Origin of the sequence: Lysinibacillus sp. NPDC097214 (genome assembly GCF_050277945.1) — a bacterium.
GTDB lineage: Bacteria > Bacillota > Bacilli > Bacillales_A > Planococcaceae > Lysinibacillus > Lysinibacillus xylanilyticus_B.
This window is the reverse complement of sequence record NZ_JBNNSS010000001.1, coordinates 755567-776593: the sequence shown is the minus strand read 5'-3', so window position 1 is coordinate 776593 and position 21027 is coordinate 755567. Positions and strand designations below refer to the sequence as shown.

Annotated in this window: 13 protein-coding genes and 1 other annotated feature; of the genes, 12 read left to right on the top strand and 1 reads right to left on the bottom strand. The window is 37.2% G+C overall.

Annotated features, from left to right (window positions below):
- Positions 1–158 precede the first annotated feature (158 nt).
- From ACQKMI_RS03655 to ACQKMI_RS03620, 8 genes are all read left to right on the top strand, one after another.
- Positions 159–506, top strand: a complete 348-nt coding sequence (locus tag ACQKMI_RS03655) for a metalloregulator ArsR/SmtB family transcription factor (protein ID WP_323651334.1) — start codon at positions 159–161, stop codon at positions 504–506.
- 65 nt (positions 507–571) lie between these two features.
- Positions 572–2296, top strand: a complete 1725-nt coding sequence (locus tag ACQKMI_RS03650; RefSeq protein ID WP_427487286.1) for a SulP family inorganic anion transporter — start codon at positions 572–574, stop codon at positions 2294–2296.
- A 419-nt stretch (positions 2297–2715) separates the two neighbouring features.
- Positions 2716–4467, top strand: coding sequence for a dihydroxyacetone kinase subunit DhaK (gene dhaK / locus ACQKMI_RS03645; RefSeq protein ID WP_427487285.1), 1752 nt, complete (start codon positions 2716–2718; stop codon positions 4465–4467).
- A 130-nt stretch (positions 4468–4597) separates the two neighbouring features.
- Positions 4598–4809: a binding site (T-box leader), on the top strand.
- Between the two features lie 89 nt (positions 4810–4898).
- Positions 4899–7313, top strand: a complete 2415-nt coding sequence (gene leuS / locus ACQKMI_RS03640; protein WP_427487284.1) for a leucine--tRNA ligase — start codon at positions 4899–4901, stop codon at positions 7311–7313.
- 98 nt (positions 7314–7411) lie between these two features.
- The gene (locus ACQKMI_RS03635; RefSeq protein WP_427487283.1) at positions 7412–7933 is read left to right on the top strand and encodes a sigma-70 family RNA polymerase sigma factor; all 522 of its coding nucleotides are present in this window, start codon (positions 7412–7414) and stop codon (positions 7931–7933) included.
- A complete protein-coding gene (locus ACQKMI_RS03630; RefSeq protein ID WP_427487281.1) occupies positions 7920–8855 on the top strand; it encodes a DUF4181 domain-containing protein in 936 nt (311 codons plus the stop codon). The genes ACQKMI_RS03635 and ACQKMI_RS03630 overlap by 14 nt, the downstream gene beginning before the upstream one ends.
- A gap of 951 nt (positions 8856–9806) precedes the next feature.
- A complete protein-coding gene (locus ACQKMI_RS03625; RefSeq protein WP_427487280.1) occupies positions 9807–11078 on the top strand; it encodes an L-lactate MFS transporter in 1272 nt (423 codons plus the stop codon).
- Positions 11079–11526: 448 nt separating this feature from the next.
- Entirely contained in the window at positions 11527–12219 is a 693-nt protein-coding gene (locus ACQKMI_RS03620; RefSeq protein ID WP_323651341.1) for an AIM24 family protein, read from the top strand.
- A gap of 296 nt (positions 12220–12515) precedes the next feature.
- Here ACQKMI_RS03620 and ACQKMI_RS03615 read toward each other — a convergent pair whose 3' ends face one another.
- The gene (locus ACQKMI_RS03615) at positions 12516–13766 is read right to left on the bottom strand and encodes an NAD(P)/FAD-dependent oxidoreductase (protein WP_427487279.1); all 1251 of its coding nucleotides are present in this window, start codon (positions 13764–13766) and stop codon (positions 12516–12518) included.
- A 558-nt stretch (positions 13767–14324) separates the two neighbouring features.
- Here ACQKMI_RS03615 and asnB point away from each other — a divergent pair.
- The 4 genes from asnB (at position 14325) to ACQKMI_RS03595 (ending at position 20856) form a co-directional block, all read left to right on the top strand.
- On the top strand, positions 14325–16172 hold the full coding sequence (asnB, locus tag ACQKMI_RS03610) for an asparagine synthase (glutamine-hydrolyzing) (protein WP_427487344.1): 1848 nt from the start codon (positions 14325–14327) through the stop codon (positions 16170–16172).
- Between the two features lie 671 nt (positions 16173–16843).
- The gene (locus ACQKMI_RS03605; protein ID WP_427487278.1) at positions 16844–18457 is read left to right on the top strand and encodes a putative polysaccharide biosynthesis protein; all 1614 of its coding nucleotides are present in this window, start codon (positions 16844–16846) and stop codon (positions 18455–18457) included.
- Between the two features lie 9 nt (positions 18458–18466).
- Positions 18467–19180: a pseudouridine synthase gene (locus ACQKMI_RS03600; RefSeq protein ID WP_427487277.1), complete on the top strand. Its 714-nt coding sequence runs from the start codon at positions 18467–18469 to the stop codon at positions 19178–19180.
- A 164-nt stretch (positions 19181–19344) separates the two neighbouring features.
- Entirely contained in the window at positions 19345–20856 is a 1512-nt protein-coding gene (locus ACQKMI_RS03595; protein ID WP_427487276.1) for a GGDEF domain-containing protein, read from the top strand.
- The last annotated feature ends 171 nt before the right edge of the window (positions 20857–21027 follow it).

Sequence of the window (21027 nt, the reverse complement as noted above, 5' to 3'; positions counted from 1 at the left end):
AAAAATATTTTCAAAACGAGCAAAAACTGTGTGGGAAACACGTTTTTTGTTCGTTTTTTAATGTTTGATATTGAAAGTTAGCCTATAGTAGCGTACAATCAATCATACATATTCAAATATTTGAATATATGAAAATGAAGTTCCATGGAGGGATTTATGTGGAAGAGAGCTTGCAGCAGTTTAAGGCAGATTTTTTTAAAGCTTTAGCACATCCATTACGAATTAGAATATTGGAATTACTAGTAGATGGTAAGAAAAATGTCAATGAAATTCAAAGCTGCTTAGAAAAAGAGGGCTCAGCTGTTTCTCAGCAATTAAGTGTATTACGAGGCAAAAATATTGTGTATGGAACGAAAGAGGGGAAAAAAGTTTACTATTCTTTAAGTGATCCGATGATTGGAGAGTTACTTGGCGTCGCAAAAGAAATTTTCAACAATCACTTAATAAATACAATTACAAGATTAGAAGAAATGACTATTAACGAAAATAATGAAGAGGATATGTAAATTAGTAAGCTAGGGTCCTTATGAAACATTTACTTTGCTTATTATTTTGAAGGGAAGATTTATAGATGAAGGCACTGTTTACAGGGCGATATGAAGGATATTCTGTTCATCATTTGAAGAAAGATTTAATCTCAGGGACTATTGTCGGTATTGTAGCAATACCACTGGCAATGTCCTTTGCCATTGCGTCAGGTGTTAAGCCTGAGTATGGAATATATACAGCTTTTATTGCTGGAATACTTATTTCTCTTTTTGGTGGTTCGAAGTTTCAAATTGGGGGACCTACAGGTGCGTTTGTGCCAATTTTGTTAGGGATAGTCATTTCGTATGGCTATGAAAACTTACTTATCGCTGGATTAATGGCGGGGATTATTTTGTGTTTAATGGGTATGTTTAAACTTGGCTCATTAATAAAATTTATTCCCCGTCCCGTGACGATAGGTTTTACAGCAGGAATAGCTGTTATTATTTTTACAGGTCAAATTGCTAATTTCCTAGGCTTAACAAATATTAAAAGACATGAGTATTTTATTGATAATGTAAAAGAAATTATTATGCATATTGGTACGACAAACTTTTATAGTATTTTAACGGCGATCATTAGTCTTATCGTTATTTTAATAACACCGAAAGTTTTACCCAAAGTTCCAGGGGCGTTAGCAGGCATTGTTGTTTCTACACTAGTTGCAACGTTCTTTTTTTCTGGACAAGTTGCCACAATAGCAACAGCCTATGGTCAAATTCCAAATACATTACCGCATTTTGCAATTCCAGATATCACATTAGAGCGTATTCAGCTACTTATTGGGCCAGCCTTTGTAATTGCCATGCTAGGTGGAATTGAATCACTTCTATCTGCAGTGGTAGCGGATGGAATGACAAATACAAAACATAATAGTAATCGAGAACTTGTTGGTCAAGGAATTGCTAATATAGTCACTCCTTTCTTTGGAGGGATTCCTGCAACGGGGGCTATTGCCCGTACTGCAACAAATATAAAAACAGGTGCAGTATCACCGATATCAGGTGTTATCCATGGTGTATTTGTATTAGTCACTTTATTATTACTAGCGCCCTTTGCGTCACATATTCCATTAGCAAGTATGGCGCCAGTTCTAATGGTTGTAGCTTGGAATATGAGTGAGCAAAAGCATTTTGCGCATATCGTTAAATTAAAATCAGGAGATTCTCTCGTTTTAATCATTACGTTTCTTCTTACTGTTTTTACAAGCTTAACATTAGCTGTAGAAGTTGGGCTCGTGTTAGCAGTCGTATTATTTGCAAAGCGTATGAGCGAAAAGCTTGTAGTAACAAAGGTATTACCGGATCATTCGAAAGAGAGTGGAAAGGTACAATCGCATGTTGTTCATCAAAAACGAGACTGTCCACAAATTAGTATTTACACAATTGAGGGTCCGCTTTTCTTTGGCGCAGCTCAAACTTTTGAGCAGGCAATTGTAAGTTCCATTCAGCAACAACAAAAAGTTTTGATCTTACGAATGAGTAAAGTACCCTTTATGGATTCGACAGGCGAGTCATATTTTGGTAATGTCATCCAGAATTTTAAAGAACAGGGCGGCACTATTTTAGTTACAGGTGTACAAGATGAATTAAAGAGGGTACTACAGCACAATGGCTTATATGATGAAATTGGTGAAGATAATTTCTATGTGCATACAGGAGAAGCAATTAATAAAGCTTTAAGTTATTTAGATACAAATAAATGTATAGGCTGTAAGCATTTCGCTTTCCGTGAATGTCAGGAGTTATCCCGCAATAACGGGCAGTAAATAAAAATAACTGCCCCTAATTGCCCGATTGGTGAAGACTAATAATAGGTGGGGTGCAGAAAAACACCCCACCTATTAAAGTTTCACTTTATCCCGCAACAAGGGGCAGTAAATAAAATAACTGCCCCTAATTGCCCGATTGGTGAAGACTAATAATAGGTGGGGTGCAGAAACACCTCACCTATTAAAGTTTCACTTTATATCCCTGCAACTTTTAATACATAAATGAAGTTAGTATCTTTAGACAAATTATTCATTTTGTCACAAGAGCTTTCACTTTACATAGTAAATAGAAAGCGTTTTCAAATATATTTCGAAGGGTGTGTATCATAGCAGGAAACTCCTATGAATACTTATAGAAGTGTGGATACGAATAGGCAGTGAAGAATGTGACAAAACTTACAGGGGAGGATTAAAAGATGAAAAAAATTATGAATCAACCTGAAACACTCGTTATGGAAATGTGCAATGGGATAGTTATGGCTCATCCGGAACTTGAGTTGTTAAAAAAATATAAAGTAATTAAGAAAAAAGAAATGAATGAAAATAAGGTAACGTTAATTAGCGGTGGCGGTAGTGGACATGAACCGGCACATGCGGGGTTAGTAGGAAAAGGGATGCTGGATGCTGCGGTATGCGGTGACGTGTTTGCCTCTCCTTCACAAATACAGGTATATCAAGCAATTAAAGCAACAGCCAGCAAAAAAGGTACACTGCTCATTATTAAGAATTACAGCGGAGATATAATGAATTTTAAAAATGGCGCTAACTTAGCTATGGAGGATGGCATTCAAGTAGAGTATGTCCGCGTAGATGATGATATTGCAGTAGAAGATAGCCTTTATACAGTAGGACGCCGCGGCGTTGCGGGAGTTGTGTTAGTACATAAAATTGCTGGAGCGGCCGCAGAAGAAGGTATGGATTTGATGCAAGTCAAAGCTGTAGCGGAAAAAGCAGCGGTAAATGTTCGAACAATTGGTCTAGCACTAACTTCCTGTACAGTTCCGGCTAGTGGATCACCTACTTTCAAATTGGGCGAAGATGAGATGGAATATGGCGTCGGTATTCACGGGGAGCCAGGGAGAAAACGGGAAAAAATGATGGCTGCAGATGAATTAGCTTTACGTATGACAAATGACCTTATGAAAGATTTAGAACTAGATGAAGATGCTGAAATTGCTGTTCTAGTAAATGGATTTGGCGGTACACCTCTTCAAGAACTTTATCTGTTTAATAATGCAGTTACTAGAGAGCTGAGTAAAAGAAATATACGAATCAATAGAACGTTTGTCGGCAATTACATGACGAGTATTGATATGGCAGGGATCTCTCTAACAGTAATGAAACTAGATGATGAACTGAAAACACTACTATCGAAAAAATGTAATACACCTGCATTTAAGGTAGATGGTCCGGTTGAAAGTGTAGAATACGTAGATATTAATGATTACGTAGAAGAGAAACAAGTTTTCTTTGAGACGGAAACAGAGGAAGAACACGCTAGCATCAAGAATGAGGTAATCACATTAAATAATATGATTTATCTTATAGATAAAATGAGCGAGATTATTATCAAGAACGAGGTGCCTTTCTGCGAATTGGATACCCACGCAGGTGACGGCGATTTCGGAATGAGTGTTTCTAAAGGATTTAAGGAATTAAAACGAGGGTGGAGCTCGATTCTAAATCAGGAACATTTAAATATTGGGACTTTCCTTGATGCATGTTCTATGATAATTATGGAACATTGCGGAGGAGCTTCTGGTCCAATTTGGGGCGGGGCTTTCCGAGCTGCTGGTAAAGCAGTAGAGGGGAAAATGGAATTAACAGTCGGAGAATTTGCTGAAATGTTACAAGCTACGCTGAAAGGTATACAGTCTGTCGGTGAGCGCTCTTTCGGAAGAGGGGCAGAGGTAGGCGATAAAACGCTTGTAGATGCGCTTGTACCTTGTGTAAATGCCTGGTTAGAAAGTGCTGCAACTGGTGCGAATTTTAAAACAGCTTTTGAGAAAGGTGCAGAGGCTGCTGTTAAAGGAGCAGAATATACAAAAGAAATCGTTGCTCGAATGGGTCGCGCTGGAACAGTTGGTGAAAGAAGCCTAGGTTATCCAGATGCCGGTGCTTATGCGCTAGGAGTTATTTTTACAGAGCTTTCTTGTAGTTTAAAATAATGCGAGCTCTATGGACACAACTTAATTCGGATATTGCTACCTTCATAGGGATTTAATTGTTCAAAAATGGGTAGTATGTAAACAAAGTCTTGTGCTTTTCAGTACTTTCCATTAGAATAAATGCAATACATGTAAGACAGCGATGAGGAATAGTAAATTTGTGGTTCTTTTTAGAGAGCTAGCGGTTGGTGGGAGCTAGTAGGAAAGCAAATTGAACTCGCCTTCTGAGTCTGCCCGCGTGAAATAACGCGTGCCGTTCCTTCCGCGTTAAGGAAGCTAAAGCCGAGTGTAATCACTAATGTGGGTGGTACCGCGGGAGATACGAATTCTCTCGTCCCTTTCTAATGAAGAAAGGGACGAGTTTTTTGTTTTTTAAATATTTTGTCAATTCTTAAGTTGAAGAGCATGGCACATTCAAAGGAGGAAATATAATGAGTTTTAATCATCTACAAATCGAAAAAAAGTGGCAGCAATATTGGGCTGATCATAAAACGTTTAAAACTGAAAACGAAACAGAAAAACCAAAATTTTATGCGTTAGACATGTTCCCATACCCATCTGGTGCTGGTCTTCATGTAGGACATCCAGAGGGCTACACAGCGACAGATATCCTTTCACGCTTCAAGCGTATGCAAGGCTATAATGTCCTACATCCTATGGGCTGGGATGCATTCGGTTTACCTGCAGAGCAATATGCACTTGATACAGGAAATGACCCAGCAGAATTTACAGCGAAAAATATTGCAACATTTAAGCGTCAAATCCAAGAGTTAGGTTTTAGCTATGACTGGGATCGTGAAATTAACACAACAGATCCAGAATACTATAAATGGACACAATGGATCTTTATCCAACTTTATAAAAAAGGTTTAGCTTATGTAGATGAAGTAGCTGTAAACTGGTGTCCAGCACTTGGAACAGTACTTGCAAATGAAGAAGTTATTGATGGAAAGTCAGAGCGTGGTGGTCACCCTGTAGAACGTCGTCCGATGAAGCAGTGGATGCTTAAAATTACTGCCTATGCTGATCGTTTAATCGATGACTTAGAAGAAGTTGATTGGCCAGAGTCTATTAAGGATATGCAACGTAACTGGATTGGTCGTTCGGAAGGTGCAGAAGTAACATTTAGTATTGATGGAACAGATGAAAACTTCACAGTGTTTACAACTCGTCCTGATACATTATTTGGTGCTACATACTGTGTTATTGCACCTGAGCATAAATTAGTGGAGCAAATTACAACTGCTGAACAACGTCAAGCAGTTGAAGCTTATTTAGATAAAGTAAAATTGAAATCTGATTTAGAGCGTACAGATTTAGCGAAAGAAAAAACAGGTGTATTTACCGGTGCCTATGCAGTTAATCCGATTAACGGTAAAAAAATGCCGATTTGGGTCGCAGACTACGTACTAGTATCATATGGTACAGGTGCTATCATGGCGGTTCCAGCACATGATGAGCGCGACTATGAATTCGCAACAGAATTTGGTTTAGAAATTGTTCCTGTCCTTGAAGGTGGAGACATTAGCAAAGAAGCATTCACGGGGGATGGTAAACATATTAACTCTGACTTCCTTGATGGTTTAAACAAAGAGGATGGTATTGCTAAGGCAATTCAATGGCTTGAGGAAAAAGGCGTAGGGGAGAAGAAAATCTCTTACCGTCTGCGCGATTGGTTATTCTCTCGTCAACGTTACTGGGGTGAGCCAATCCCTATGATTCACTGGGAAGATGGTACAACAACGCCAGTACCGGAATCAGAATTACCATTAGTGTTACCAAAAACAGATAATATTCGTCCTTCAGGTACGGGTGAATCTCCGTTAGCGAACATTGCTGAATGGGTAAATGTTGTTGATCCTGAGACTGGCAAGAAAGGTCGTCGCGAAACGAATACGATGCCACAATGGGCAGGTTCTAGCTGGTATTTCATACGTTATATTGACCCAACAAATACAGAAGCAATCGCGGACCCTGAATTACTGAAACGCTGGTTACCAGTCGATATTTATATCGGTGGGGCAGAGCACGCAGTATTACACTTACTATACGCTCGCTTCTGGCACAAAGTATTATACGATTTAGGTGTTGTACACACGAAAGAGCCATTCCACAAATTATTTAACCAAGGGATGATTCTAGGTGAAGGTAATGAAAAAATGTCTAAATCAAAGGGCAATGTCGTGAATCCGGATGAAATCATTTCTTCACACGGTGCGGACACTTTACGTCTATATGAAATGTTCATGGGTCCACTTGAAGCATCTGTTGCATGGTCAACAAATGGCTTGGACGGGGCACGTCGCTTCTTAGATCGTATTTGGCGTCTATTTGTCAATGAAGATGGAACAATCGCTGCGAAAGTTCAAGCTTCCGATGACAAAACACTTGAAAAATCATATCATCAAACTGTGAAAAAAGTGACAGAGGATTACGAAGGTATTCGCTTCAATACAGCTATTTCGCAAATGATGGTATTCATCAATGATTGCTACAAAGCGGATGTTATTCCAACAGCATACGCTGAAGGCTTTGTGAAAATGCTAGCTCCAATGGTTCCACACGTTGCTGAAGAGTTATGGCAGATACTAGGCCATGATGAAACACTTTCATATAAGGAATGGCCAACATATGATGAGTCTAAACTTGTTGATGATGAAGTGGAAGTCGCAGTACAAGTGGCCGGTAAAGTACGTGCAAAAATCATCGTAGCAAAAGATGCTTCAAAAGAAGAAATCGAAAAAGTAGCACTTGCAGATGACAAAGTACAAGAGTATATGGAAGGCAAAAACTTAGTAAAAATAATTGTCATTCCAGGCAAGCTTGTAAATATCGTCGTTAAATAATAATGTTAAAAGTGTCCAATATTTGGGCACTTTTTTTCTTTTATACTGAAACCAACTGAGATTTCGATACGACTATAGAATGAATAGGAGGTGTTTGTTTGAGTGAGCATTTAGCAAGGGTTATGGATGAGCATGGTGAATATTGTCTTCGAGTAGCTTATCTATATGTTAAAGACTGGGCTATTGCAGAAGAAATCGTTCAGGACGTATTTTTTGCCTATTATCAGCAGCAGGAGCGCTTTGAACAACGATCCTCACTAAAAACATATTTAGTAAAAATAACAGTACATAAAAGTCATGACTATTTACGAAGCTGGAAAAATAAGCGTCATATTTTATTTGAAAAGCTGCACATTGGAGTCAGTAAACGATCGCCTGAAACAAATTTGCTTGAAAAGGATGAGCGGAGAATTTTAACAGCAGCTTTGTTTGAGCTTCCAATCATCTATCGAGAAGTTATCATTCTTTATTATTATCAAGAATTAAAGGTTCGAGAGATAGCAGAGGTTCTTGGGTGTACAGAGAATACAGTAAAAACAAGACTACGTAGAGCTAGACAAATGTTGCAGGAAAAACTGGACAAAAACCATTGGGAGGTGCTAGAAGATGACATCTTTTAAGGATAAACTGGATAAAGAGCTTGGAGAGGCACCACGTTTCACACAACAATTGCAGGAGCGTATTTTGCACAATGTAGTTCAGCAAGATAAACAACCTCGTAGATGGCAATATCCAGCGATTATCATTGGAGCTGTCGTGACGCTCCTCTTTTTGATTGTAATTGGTCCATGGAAGCAAGTAGATACATCTAAACGTGCTACGTTTGTTGAGCTAGCCCAACATGAGGTTAAACAGTTTACGAGTACTTATAATTGGGAAGAAGATACCTTTAAGGCTGGAAGAGCTGGCTGGATCTTAGGACAACAGGTTTATAAAAAAGATTCGGAAACAAAGCTGATTGCTAATACGATTCAAAAGGCAGTTGTTTCGAAAAAGGATAATGATTATTATGCATTTCGAGATATATGGGTGGAGTTTGACAATGGGCAGGTTGTTCAGCTAAAAATATTCAGAAACGATGAGCAGTTAGCTTTTAGTGATCGTCATACAAATATCTTTTACAAGGTGGAAGATGACGACATTGCGTCAGCATTTATTGCCTTTATGGTAAAAGATAAAAAAGATATTGGTTTCGGCGAGATGTTTGCTTTTTTTATAATTGCTTTCTTGTTAGTGTGGCTTATCGAAAAAGCTATTCGAAAAAAGTTTAGCATTCCAAAGGAGCCAAAATATATTAATACAGGTCATCAACGTACAACGTATATTGCTAAGTTTATACAAGGCGGGACTTTAATTTTATATAATATTTATGGTTGGTTTTTATATACAGCCGCAATTTGTGCATTTTTAGTAGTCTTCATGATGAGTGCTATTGTGATTGACTATTATTATGGGCGTAAAGAAAAAAGACATTATGTAACGATAGGTTCATTTATTGTATTAGTGCTACTAATAATTGTATTTATCATTTATTTTATATAAAAAGGAAAGAGATGCTCGGTTTATTCCAGAGCATCTCTTTTTTATACATGACTAGATTAATGGAGAACTTCATTTCGAAAGATGTAATGACATCGTCCCGAAATGACTGTCTTTAATCGGATGTATATCTCCGTAAAAGGAACCAGGCGATAATTGAGGTATCAAATCAAATGAAGAATGTGGTGGTATTTACATAAACAATCCATAATTGATGTTTATTTAACTTATCAATATTTGGGTAAAAAGTGTTGTTTTTACTTGTGCGCTATAGCAAATCTTTTGTTATAACTTATTGGTTTAGTTGTCTTTAAGTTTAAAAAGCATAACTAGCTATAGCTAAAAAGAATGTGTAGGATTCTTTCTAAAAGAAAAAATATATATTTGAATAATAAAAATGAATAGGTAATGATTATTCGTTTTGAAGCATGCACAGTGTGTATTGTATATATTTAATTGAATATCCATTAAAAGTTAAACGAATCATTTAATATGATTTTTGAATTTTCTTTTGTGTGAAAGATATTTGTTTGTTTTGGTTATGTAATTCTCTTTTGTACGTAATATTTCTACTTAATGGATATTTGTTCATACCCCTTTAAAGAAATGCGAAGAAATAATAAGCGTTAGAAAAAGTGGAATATACATAGATTGCATGTGAAAATATGCACAAAATTAATTATACTAATATAATTAATGTGAAATTGGATAATAGAGTAGAAAAATAATAATAGCTAAAAAATGTTGTGGTTTTTGTTTAATAAACATCTATTTGCTTAGAGACTCTAGGGTTTTCATTATAAGAATATTGGGGTAAAAAATAAAATACTTTTTGCAGAAATAATATTTTTTTAAAAAACATCTTGCATTTGAATAATTCTAAGTGGTAAATTGTTTTACAGAGACGTTCATAAAACTTTCACAGGTAGCAAAAGAGGGGAGAAAAGAGAAATTATGAATAAAAATAGATGGTTAATTGCATTATCAGCAATCGCTATTCACCTTTCAATCGGTGGAGCATATGCATACAGTGTATACAAACTACCGATTGTCACAGAAATGGGATGGAGTGAAACAAACGTAACGGTTGCCTTCACAATAATGATGGGGCTTGCTGGTTTTTCGGCAGCATTATTTGGTAACTTAGTAGAAAAAATGGGGCCGCGTAAATCTGCTATGATAGCAGCTGTTCTATTTGGGGCAGGACAAGCTGGTGCAGGTGTAGCGATTTCGATGGATTCCGTAACATTGTACTGGTTAACATATGGTTTACTAAGTGGATTGGGTATGGGTATTGGTTATATTGCGCCTGTATCGACATTAGTAAAATGGTTCCCGGATCGCCGCGGATTAGCAACAGGTATGGCTGTACTTGGATTTGGTTCAGGAGCACTTATTACAGCGCCAGTCGCAGCTAACTTAATGGAGGCTGTTGGTATTTCTACAACGTACTTTATTTTAGGGGCAAGTTATTTCACGTTAATGATTTTAGGGGCTTCATATATAGCACCGCCTAAACCTGGTTATATGCCAGCGAATATGAAGGCTGCTGCAGATAATGGTAAAGAAGTAGTGAAAAAAGATTTAGCTGTCATGTCAGCACGTGAAGCTGTAAAAACTAAGCATTTCTGGATGCTTTGGTCGATGCATTTAGTAAACGTAACAGCAGGTATTATGATGATTTCTGTTGCATCTCCAATGGCTCAAGAAATTGTAGGGTTATCAGTTGCGGGAGCCGCAGCAATGGTAGGAATAATGGGATTATTTAATGGTGGTGGTCGTTTAATATGGGCTGCTGTGTCCGACTATATTGGTCGTTCGAACGTCTTTGTAATTTTCTTTATCGCACAGCTAGTTACATTTATCGTCTTACCACATACTACAAACGTTATTATTTTCCAAGCACTTATTTTCTTAGTAGTTAGTTGCTATGGTGGAGGTTTCTCGAATCTACCTGCATTTGCAAGTGATTTATTCGGTACGAAACAACTTGGAGTTATTCATGGTTATTTATTAACGACTTGGTCTTTAGGTGGTATTTTTGGTCCACTTTTAGTGAGCACTATTAAAAATTCTTATGGTAGCTATATTCCTGTGTTCTATGTGTTTACAGGGTTAATTGCAGCTTCATTAATTATTTCATTAACTTTACGTGCAGATGTACGTAAACAAACAGCATTAAAAGAAGCTTCTCAAAAGGTTGGAGACGTCTCCGCTACACGATAATTTTACTTTCAATTCGCACTTGAAAGTAAGGGCCATATGAGTGTCATTTCGCACATGACGCTTGTATGGTCTTTTTTTGCAGTTGTTGTTATATAACACTTGATTAATCTCTGTTTAATGTATAACAGTTGATGTCTGCTGTCAATATCATTATGGGAAATAAAGTGAATTCGCTACTAAAAGAGAAATTTTGTAACGAAAAGCAAATGCGAGGTTTATAAACTAATTAGCAAGTTGGTGGCCACAAACTAATGTTTTGAAGCTTTTTCGTCTTGAACGAAACGATAAAGAATAAAAGCATAAATAGGTTACCATTTCATTTTTTTGCGGTTACATGAATAAAAGATTCAACAGATCATTCAATCGTTCGTTTTTATCCCTTCATTAATTTGATTGAATCTTTTCGAAAATTAAAACGTATATAAAATAAATAAGGAGGCAATGTGATATGGGGAAATTTTCTTTAAACGAGTTTATTAATAAAACACAGCAGGACGACAACGAAAATGAATATTTCGAGTTAGAAACTGAGCGTGTATTAGAGGTCAACCTAAATGGCGAGGTTTGGTCGAAAATGGGCGCGATGATTTCTTACGTAGGAGATATTAAGTTTGAGCGTGAGCGTGTGTTGGAGCATGGCTTAGGTAAAATGTTTAAAAAGGCATTAACTGGCGAAGGTACACAACTTATGAAAGCAAAAGGTAAGGGGCGACTTTATTTAGCCGATCAAGGGAAAAAAATAACGGTCTTCGATCTAAAGGATGAAGGTATTTGTGTAAACGGTAATGATTTACTCGCATTTGAGCCTAGTATTGATTGGGATATTCATTTAATGCGTAAAATGGCAGGAGTCATGTCAGGTGGGTTGTTTAATGTAACCTTACAAGGAAGAGGGAAGGTAGCTATTACAACTCATTTCGAACCGTTAACCTTGTTAGTGAAGCCTGGTGAAACGGTCTATACTGATCCACATGCCACAGTAGCGTGGTCAGGTAATTTGTCTCCCGAGTTTAAAACAGATATTAGCTTCCGAACATTTATCGGTCGAGGTAGTGGTGAATCCATTCAAATGGCGTTTTCTGGTGAAGGTTTTGTCATCATTCAACCATATGAGGAAGTATATATGTCAAAAGAAGGCTAAAAAAGCGTGTCCGTATTTCAGGACACGCTTTTTAATAATGCGGAAAAACAAAGTGTTCAAGGAAATCTTTGTGAATGTTGTTGCGCATTTAATGAGGTGATTTCCGTTCCAGGCTACTCGCTCTGTGCGAAAGCGTAGCGACAGCAACAACAAATGTTTTATCTGCGCGAAAGCGAAGCGGCAGCGACAAAGCGCTCAGTCGGAACGGAAATCAACCCCTCGCTTTGCTGAAGAATCATACTTTATCTTTTTTTTAATGTGATTAAAATCGCTAATAGTCCGAGATACAGAGTAAACTACATTCCTGCGCTCATCCCTGCAATACGTCCTGTAACGAGTGCAGACGTAATATTATAGCCACCTGTGTAGCCATGAATATCAAGGATTTCTCCACAGAAAAATAAACCATCTTTTTTCTTTGAAGCCATTGTCTTTGGTTCAATCTCTTTAACAGAGACGCCACCACCAGTGACAAATGCTTTTTCAAGGGATTGTGTACCACTAACTGTCATTGTGAAATTGACGAGTAATCTAGCTAAGTTGCGGATTTTTTCCTGTGATAATTCAGTACCTGTCAGTTGCACATCGATATCTGCACGCTCACATAAAAATAGTAGCCAGCGTTCGGGCGCAATACCTTTCCAAACATTTTTCACCGCTTTTTTTGGATCTTCTTTAATGAGTCTGTTTAAATATTGCAGGCACGTTTCCTCATTATAATCAACAAGTGTTTGAATACGCATTGTCACAGGCTCGTAACCTGTTTTCATTAATTCTTTCACGATAAATTGACTACAGCGTAAAACTGCAGGACCGCTTATCCCAAAATGAGTAAAGAGCATGTCCATTTGATGTGTTACGAGCGCCTTGCCCTTTTTGTTTAAAACTGAGACAGCGACATCACGTAACGCAAGTCCTTGTAGCTCACGTGCTTGAATAAAATCTTCTTTTGATAGAACAGGAACCTCAGTAGGGAAAAGCGTTGTAATGGTATGGCCGGCACGCTCTGCCCATGGATAACCATCTCCCGTTGAGCCTGTTTGTGGAACAGCTTTCCCACCAACGGCAACGATTACGGCCTCACTACGAATTTCTGTGCCATCTGTAAGACGTACCCCAAGAATTTTTTCCTCATCCATTAACATCTTATTAACGGGTGTGTTTAAGCGTACTTCCACGTGTAGTCTCTGAAGTTGACGAATAAGTGCATCTACAACATCTTGCGCGCGGTTAGATACAGGAAACATACGTCCATGATCCTCCTCTTTTAATGCCACACCAAGTCCTTCGAAAAATGCAATTATATCTTCGTTATTGTAAACCGTGAATGGGCTGTAAAGAAAACGACCATTTCCAGGTATGTGCTTGACGATTTCTTCAACAGACAAACGATTTGTGACATTACAGCGACCACCGCCTGAAATGGCCAATTTTTTGCCGAGCTTTGTTCCTTTTTCTAGTAATAATACTTTCTTTTTACGTTCTCCAGCAGCGATAGCAGCCATTAAACCGGATGGGCCACCACCGATAACGATAACATCGTACATATATTTAAAAACTCACTTTCTTTTCAAATTAGGAATCTTTCCTATTATACATGAAGTCTATATAGAGGGGCTTCTTTCACATTGAAAATACGACAAAAGTATTTTATAATTTCTTATCTTCTACTTTCATGTAAAGCTCGTCATCATAGCGTAGGGTTGATTTTCGTTCCGGCTGGGCGCTTTGCCGCTGACGCTTCGCTTTCGCGCAGAGCAGAGCTTCCTGGGGGCGTCCGATGAGCCGCTTCACTCGCGATGCTCGCTCCAGGGTCTCATCTATGACGCTGATCCCCAAGGAGTCGCCCAGCCTCCACTACAATCAACTTATACACATGACATAAGTTTTAATACAATGTCATCCAAATCTTTCAGTGAAGGGCAGAAGATGTAAATTGTAGTGATTTTAAGTGAGATAAAGTGCTCGTTGGTTGAACGAATAATCGGTGTGGAATAAATTCACTGATGAAAGTTTTACTTTATATGTATTGTCGGTATGAAATGAATGTCTTTTCATGCTATTATGGTAAAGGTTATGCACTAAATTATGAGGTGAAAAATAGAATGTGCGGATTTATAGGCTATATTAATGGAACAAATGTGATCGATCATCATCAAACGATCGAAAATATGATGAATACAATTATTCACCGTGGACCAGACAGCGGTGGGATTCACAGTGACGATAAAGTAACGTTAGGATTCCGTCGATTAAGTATTATCGACTTATCAGACGTGGCAAATCAGCCGTTGTACAGTGCGGATGGTAACATCGTTCTCGTATTTAATGGAGAGATCTTTAACTTCCAAGAGCTTCGTGCTGATTTGATTGAAAAAGGTCACAACTTTAAAACACACTCTGATAGTGAAGTTATTATTTATGGTTATGTGGAATATGGTGTAGACTTTGTCAAAAAGTTACGCGGAATGTTCGCATTCTGTATTTGGGATAAAAAGAATGATTTACAATTCATCGCTCGTGATGGCTTTGGTATTAAGCCACTGTATTACACAGAAAACACAACAGATGGTACGTTTATTTTCGGTTCGGAAATTAAATCATTTTTACCACATCCATCATTTATTAAAGAGTTAAATAAAAATGCGCTACGTCCTTATTTGACGTTCCAATATTCTTCAATGGACGAAACGTTCTTTAAAGGTGTGTACAAATTACAACCGGCACACTATATGCTTATTGAAAATGGACAAAAGAAAATTGTGCAGTATTGGGATAAAAAATTCCATGCTAAAGAAGCTCCAATTGAAAAATATGTAGAAGACATTCGTACGACAGTAAAAGAATCAGTAGATGCGCATCAAATAAGTGATGTAAAGGTCGGTTCTTTCTTATCAGGTGGTATTGATTCAAGTTATATTACTTCATTATTACGCCCTGATAAATCCTTCTCTGTTGGTTTCTCTGATTATGAGGATATGTTTAATGAAACAAATTTAGCAAAAGATTTATCGGATACATTAGATATTCAAAATGAGCGTAAATATATTTCGGCAGATGAGTGCTTTGAAGCATTACCAAAAATTCAGTGGCATATGGACGAGCCGCAATCGAATCCATCTTCTGTACCGCTTTACTTCCTTTCTGAGTTAGCATCGAAGGATGTAACAGTAGTACTTTCAGGTGAAGGTGCGGATGAAATTTTCGGTGGCTACTCATGGTACCAAAATTCTGGCAAAATGCAAAAATATGAAAAAGTTCCATTTGGTATTCGTAAAGCATTACGTGGTATAGCAGAGGCGCTACCTAAAAATCAATATACGCACTTCCTTGTTAAAGGTGGTCAAACAGTAGAAGAGCGTTTCATTGGGGAAGCGGTCGTATGGGATGAAGAAGATGCATTAAATGTCTTGAAACCAGACTATAAAAATGGTCCATCTGTAAAATCGATTACAAAACGTATTTACGATGAAGTTCCAGGCGACGATGATGTTACTAAAATGCAGTATCTTGATTTAAATCTTTGGATGCCAGGCGATATTTTATTAAAAGCGGATAAAATGAGTATGGCTCATTCAATTGAATTACGTGTACCATTTTTAGATAAAGAAGTAATGGAATTAGCGAAAGACATTCCATCAAAATATCGCGTAAATGACATTGATACGAAATATGTTCTTCGACAAGCGGCGCATCAGGAATTACCTGAAGAATGGGCAAAACGTCCAAAGCTTGGTTTCCCAGTGCCAATTCGTCACTGGCTACGTGAAGAAAAGTATTATAAACTGGTAAAAGAAATGTTTACAACTGACTTTGCCAATGAATTCTTTGATACAAAACAATTAGTAGGCTATCTAGATGAGCACTATGAAGGAAAAGCAAATCGTGGACGTTATATTTGGACAGTCTATGTGTTCTTAGTATGGTATAAACAATTTTTCGTAGATATGTAATATAGAGGTAGCTTTAATCGGTGGGGGTTTTCGTAATCTCCACCGATTATTTTGAACTTTCTACTTTCCTTTGGGAGGACATAACTGCTATTTTTTATGGAGTGCTAGAACTTTTTAATGTATTTATGCGTCTGTTTACCTAGTAAATATGTTAAGATTACAGTTGGTTTACTTATATAACTTCTTTCAGCGAAGTCTCCCACCTCTATAGGTGGTGAGATGAATGCGGATTTAAGCTACTTTGCAGTGGGTGTCCAAACACCCGCTCAAAGAAGTTAAAGCCTCCGGCGGATGTCACAGAATCGGAAAGGAGTTCAATATAGGATGTTAGCCTAATATCATCGCATCCATGCGATAACGGCTAACTGACCTGCATCACGCAGGCCTAAGCACAAAGCCGATTCCGGACGCAATTATGCAGGGGCATAATTGATTATTTTGTCAGGAAATGTTTTCTTGTTGTTTTCTGAATTTTGTTAATGTAGTCCTGTAGTTTTAACAGTGAAAGTAAGCTTTTTTATCTGGTAGCGTTTGCAAGTTGTTGTGAAACATCTCAAAGCCGATTCCGGAAGCAATTATGCCGAGGCATAATTGATCGGCAAATATTTTATAGTTTTTTCTAAGTGTTACGATATTGAAAATATTGACTTTACGATGAATGGATGGGTACAATGTCCAATTTAATGAAAGGTACTGCGATATTAACGATGGGAATGTTTTTATCGAAGATACTCGGATTAATTTATATTTTTCCTTTTTATGCGATTGTGGGTGAGGAGAATGTAGCCCTTTATCAATATGCATATATTCCCTACTCGATTATGCTAGCAATAGCCATCTCGGGTGCGCCAATTGCGGTATCCAAGTTTGTATCTAAATACAATGCAATAGGTGATTATCAATCAGGCCGTAAGCTTATGAAATCAGGCATACTTATTATGATGTGTACTGGGTTAGCGGCGTTTATTGTTCTCTTTATATTAGCTACACCAATAGCCGGTCTTGTTATTAAAAGTGATGAACAGGCATTTTCGGTAGAGCAAATTGCCTCAGTTATTCGCTGGGTTAGCTTTGCGTTAATTGTTGTGCCATTTATGAGTCTTTGGCGTGGATTTTTCCAAGGCTATGACAAAATGGAACCTACAGCAGTTTCTCAGTTAGTAGAGCAAATTGTTCGAATTGTTGTGTTATTGGGTGGTTCATTCTTAGTTGTGATAGTTTTTAATGGGAAACCAGAAACAGCAGTTTCCTTTGCGGTGTTTGCTGCCTTTATTGGAGCAATTGGCGGGTTGCTAGTACTCTATTATTATTGGAAAAAATATCAACCTGAATTTGATTTATTGCGCAGTCAAAGTGTTACAACTACACAGTTACCAATGTCTAACATATATAAAGAAGTCATTACGTATTCGATTCCGATGGTGTTTGTAGGTGTTGCTAATCCGTTATTCCAATTAGTGGATATGCTTACGTTTAATGGAGCTATGGCATCTATAGGCTTAGCGGAAGTGACGGATAAGTATTTATCAATGATTAACTTTACAACACATAAAGTTGTTATTATTCCAGTAATGTTAGCTACAGGTTTTTCAATGGCGCTAGTACCGACGATTACAAAATATTTTACGCAAGGTGAATATTTATCGCTACGACATGCAATGGATAAGACATATCAGATATTGATTTTTATTACATTGCCAGCGGTAGTTGGGATTTCATTGTTATCGAATGAAATATATTTTATGCTCTATTCTGAAAGTGAGATGGGGGCTATGATTTTAGCTCATTATGCTCCTATTGCTATTTTGTTTGCATTATTCCAAGTGACAGCAGCTCTTTTACAGGGCATTGATTTCCAAAAGTGGATTGTCCTCAGCTTATTATCTGGGATTTTAGTCAAGCTAGCGATTAACATTCCTTTAATTCGTTTAATGGAGGCAGATGGTGCACTTCTTGCCACAGCTATTGGCTATAGTGTTTCAATTATCATTAATATACTTGTGCTACGACAAACACTGAACTATAGATCAGAAATGGTTATTCGTCGTGTCATGCTCATTTCTCTTCTGACAGCGGCAATGGCGGCAAGTGTATTCATCGTTCATATACTTTTAGAGTTATTAATGGGGCCAGTAGGTAGTAAATTCTCAGCATTAGTTTATTCTGTTATTTGTGCTGGAGTAGGTGTAGCAGTATATGGCTTTTTGTCTTTACGCCTAGGCTTAGCACAAAAGCTTCTTGGTGAACGATTGACAAGAATAACGAACAAACTGGGTTTTAAATAGGAGGTACTAATGCGATTAGATAAATTACTGTCGAATATGGGCTACGGGTCACGCAAGGAAGTTAAGCAGCTTCTAAAGCAAAAAGCAGTGACAGTAGATGGTGCATATGCGAAGGATGCAGCATTACATGTTGATCCTGAAAAGCAGGAGGTTTCTGTATTTGGTGAACGTGTGAACTATACAGAATTTGTATACTTTATGATGAATAAGCCTCCTGGCGTTATTTCTGCAACGGAGGATTTACGAGATGAAACCGTCATTGATTTGTTAGCCCCCTTACATCAGCATTTCCAGCCTTTTCCTGTGGGTCGCCTAGATAAAGATACAGAGGGATTATTGCTAATAACAAATGATGGTACGTTAGCACATAATTTATTGTCTCCTAAAAAACATGTGCCGAAGGTTTATTATGCACAAATAGAAGGAATTGTGACTGAGGAAGATTGTGAGAAATTTGCTCAAGGTGTTGAGCTAGATGATGGTTATGTAACCAAACCAGGAGAGCTCATCATATTAAAATCTGCTCAACAATCAGAAATTGAGTTAACGATCCAAGAAGGTAAGTTTCATCAGGTGAAGCGTATGTTTGAGGCTGTTGGAAAACGTGTAACCTATTTAAAACGTCTATCAATGGGCAATCTAAAGTTAGATGACAGTCTAGATTTAGGTGAATATCGAGAATTAACGGCTGAAGAGCTAGCCTGCTTACAAAATAGGGATTAAAGAATACCTCGATGCTAACGATGATTAGTATCGAGGTATTTTTTATATACATACTTATACCAGTAACTGTATAATTGATGTAACCTTTGGTGAAAGGCTATTTAGTCTAAAAATCACTAAATGTTTCGAAAAAATGATGGTGAAAATAAGTAGAGGTCACGTTAATGAAAAACCTAAGAATTAAATTATTAATATCTTTAATTGCCTTTGCATTAATACTTGTTACTGTAATTTTTTATTTCAATAGGCAAATACTTACGGCGGATATCGAAAAACAAGAAGTCATGAATAGAACATTAATTGAAAATCACATTCTGACAGATATGCAAACGGTAGATAATGCACATTATTATTTTGATAAAAATCTCTCTGAGAAAATGGAAGCAGTACTACGAAAACTAATTACAAATTATGAGGAAAACCCACATATAGCAAAGTGGGATTTGCAGAAAATAAAAAACGAGCATGGAATGGATGTGTACATACTCGATCAATCAAATACCGTAATTTATACAACTTTTGAAAAAGATAAAGGTTTAAATTTTTCTCAATGCTGTACAAGTTTTTCTACTTTACTAGACAAGCGTCGAGTAAGCGGGGAATACTATGCTGATGGTATAGATATTTCAACAACTACTGGGGGATATCGAAAATTTGGTTATTTAGCAACACCTGACAAAAAATATTTGTTCGAGGTAGGTATAGACTTACTTGAAGATCCTGTATTCCAAACTTTTAACTTCGTAAAGACTGCTGACTATCTAATTGATAAATATGCTGATTTGTTGGAAGTACAAACGATAAGTGCGGGAGGGATTTTCTTTGATGATTCTAAATCTCGTAAAACTGTAAAAGATCAATCGGAAATATTTCAAGAGCATTTTGAGCTAGCGAAAAAAACGATGAAGCCAACGGAATATCAAAAGAAGTTTAAAAACGGCTATATTGAAAGGTACCGTTTTTTACCATATAAAGCAGAAACGGTTCGGGGAGCATCCTCTAAAAGAGTTGTATATGTAAAATACGGTAATTTCACAGAAATTAGAGCGCTAACTAAAAATACAAAGCAGTTTAGACTGTTACTGGGTATTGCCTTAGTAACTTCTTTCGTCATGCTATTAGTCATCAACAAACTCCTTTCCAAAACGATTCATCTCGCAACATATGATCCATTAACAAATGTTTACAATCGTGCTACCTATATTAGAAAAATGGGCAATTTATTAAGAAGAAGGAAGACGAATCAACCTGGTTTATTGCTGTTAGATTTAGATAATTTCAAACAAGTAAATGATCGATTTGGACATGTTGAAGGTGACAAGATCCTGATTGAAACAGCTAGAATTTTAAAACAAGAAGTAGGGAAAAATGGCTTTGTTGTTAGATTTGGTGGAGATGAATTCGCAATTGTTTTGTATGATACGAAAGATGAATATATGGAAAGATTAGCGCATTCTATTTTGGAGAAAATTCATCACTTGAAGTATGCGGATACAATTTCTGATGATAAATGGTCTGTACTTTCAGTCAGTATGGGCGGTGCCATTTGCAGTCATCCAAATGAGTCGGAAAGAAGCTTATTTGAGCGTGCAGATAAGGCATTATATCAATCGAAAAATGCTGGTAAAGATCAATACAGCATTTATGAAGAAGTTACTGTTGAGGAAGAAAGCTAAAGTCACTTTGAAATTTTGAATATAATTGTAAAATAAATCATTAGCTCGCTCCAGTCTTATTAGTGAGTCCAAGTAAGTATTTCAACTGCTTGAGATTCCTAATAGACATGGAGCGTTTTTTTGACTGAAGGGAAATTCCCTAAAACCCACTGATTAAAGTTTCACTTTATC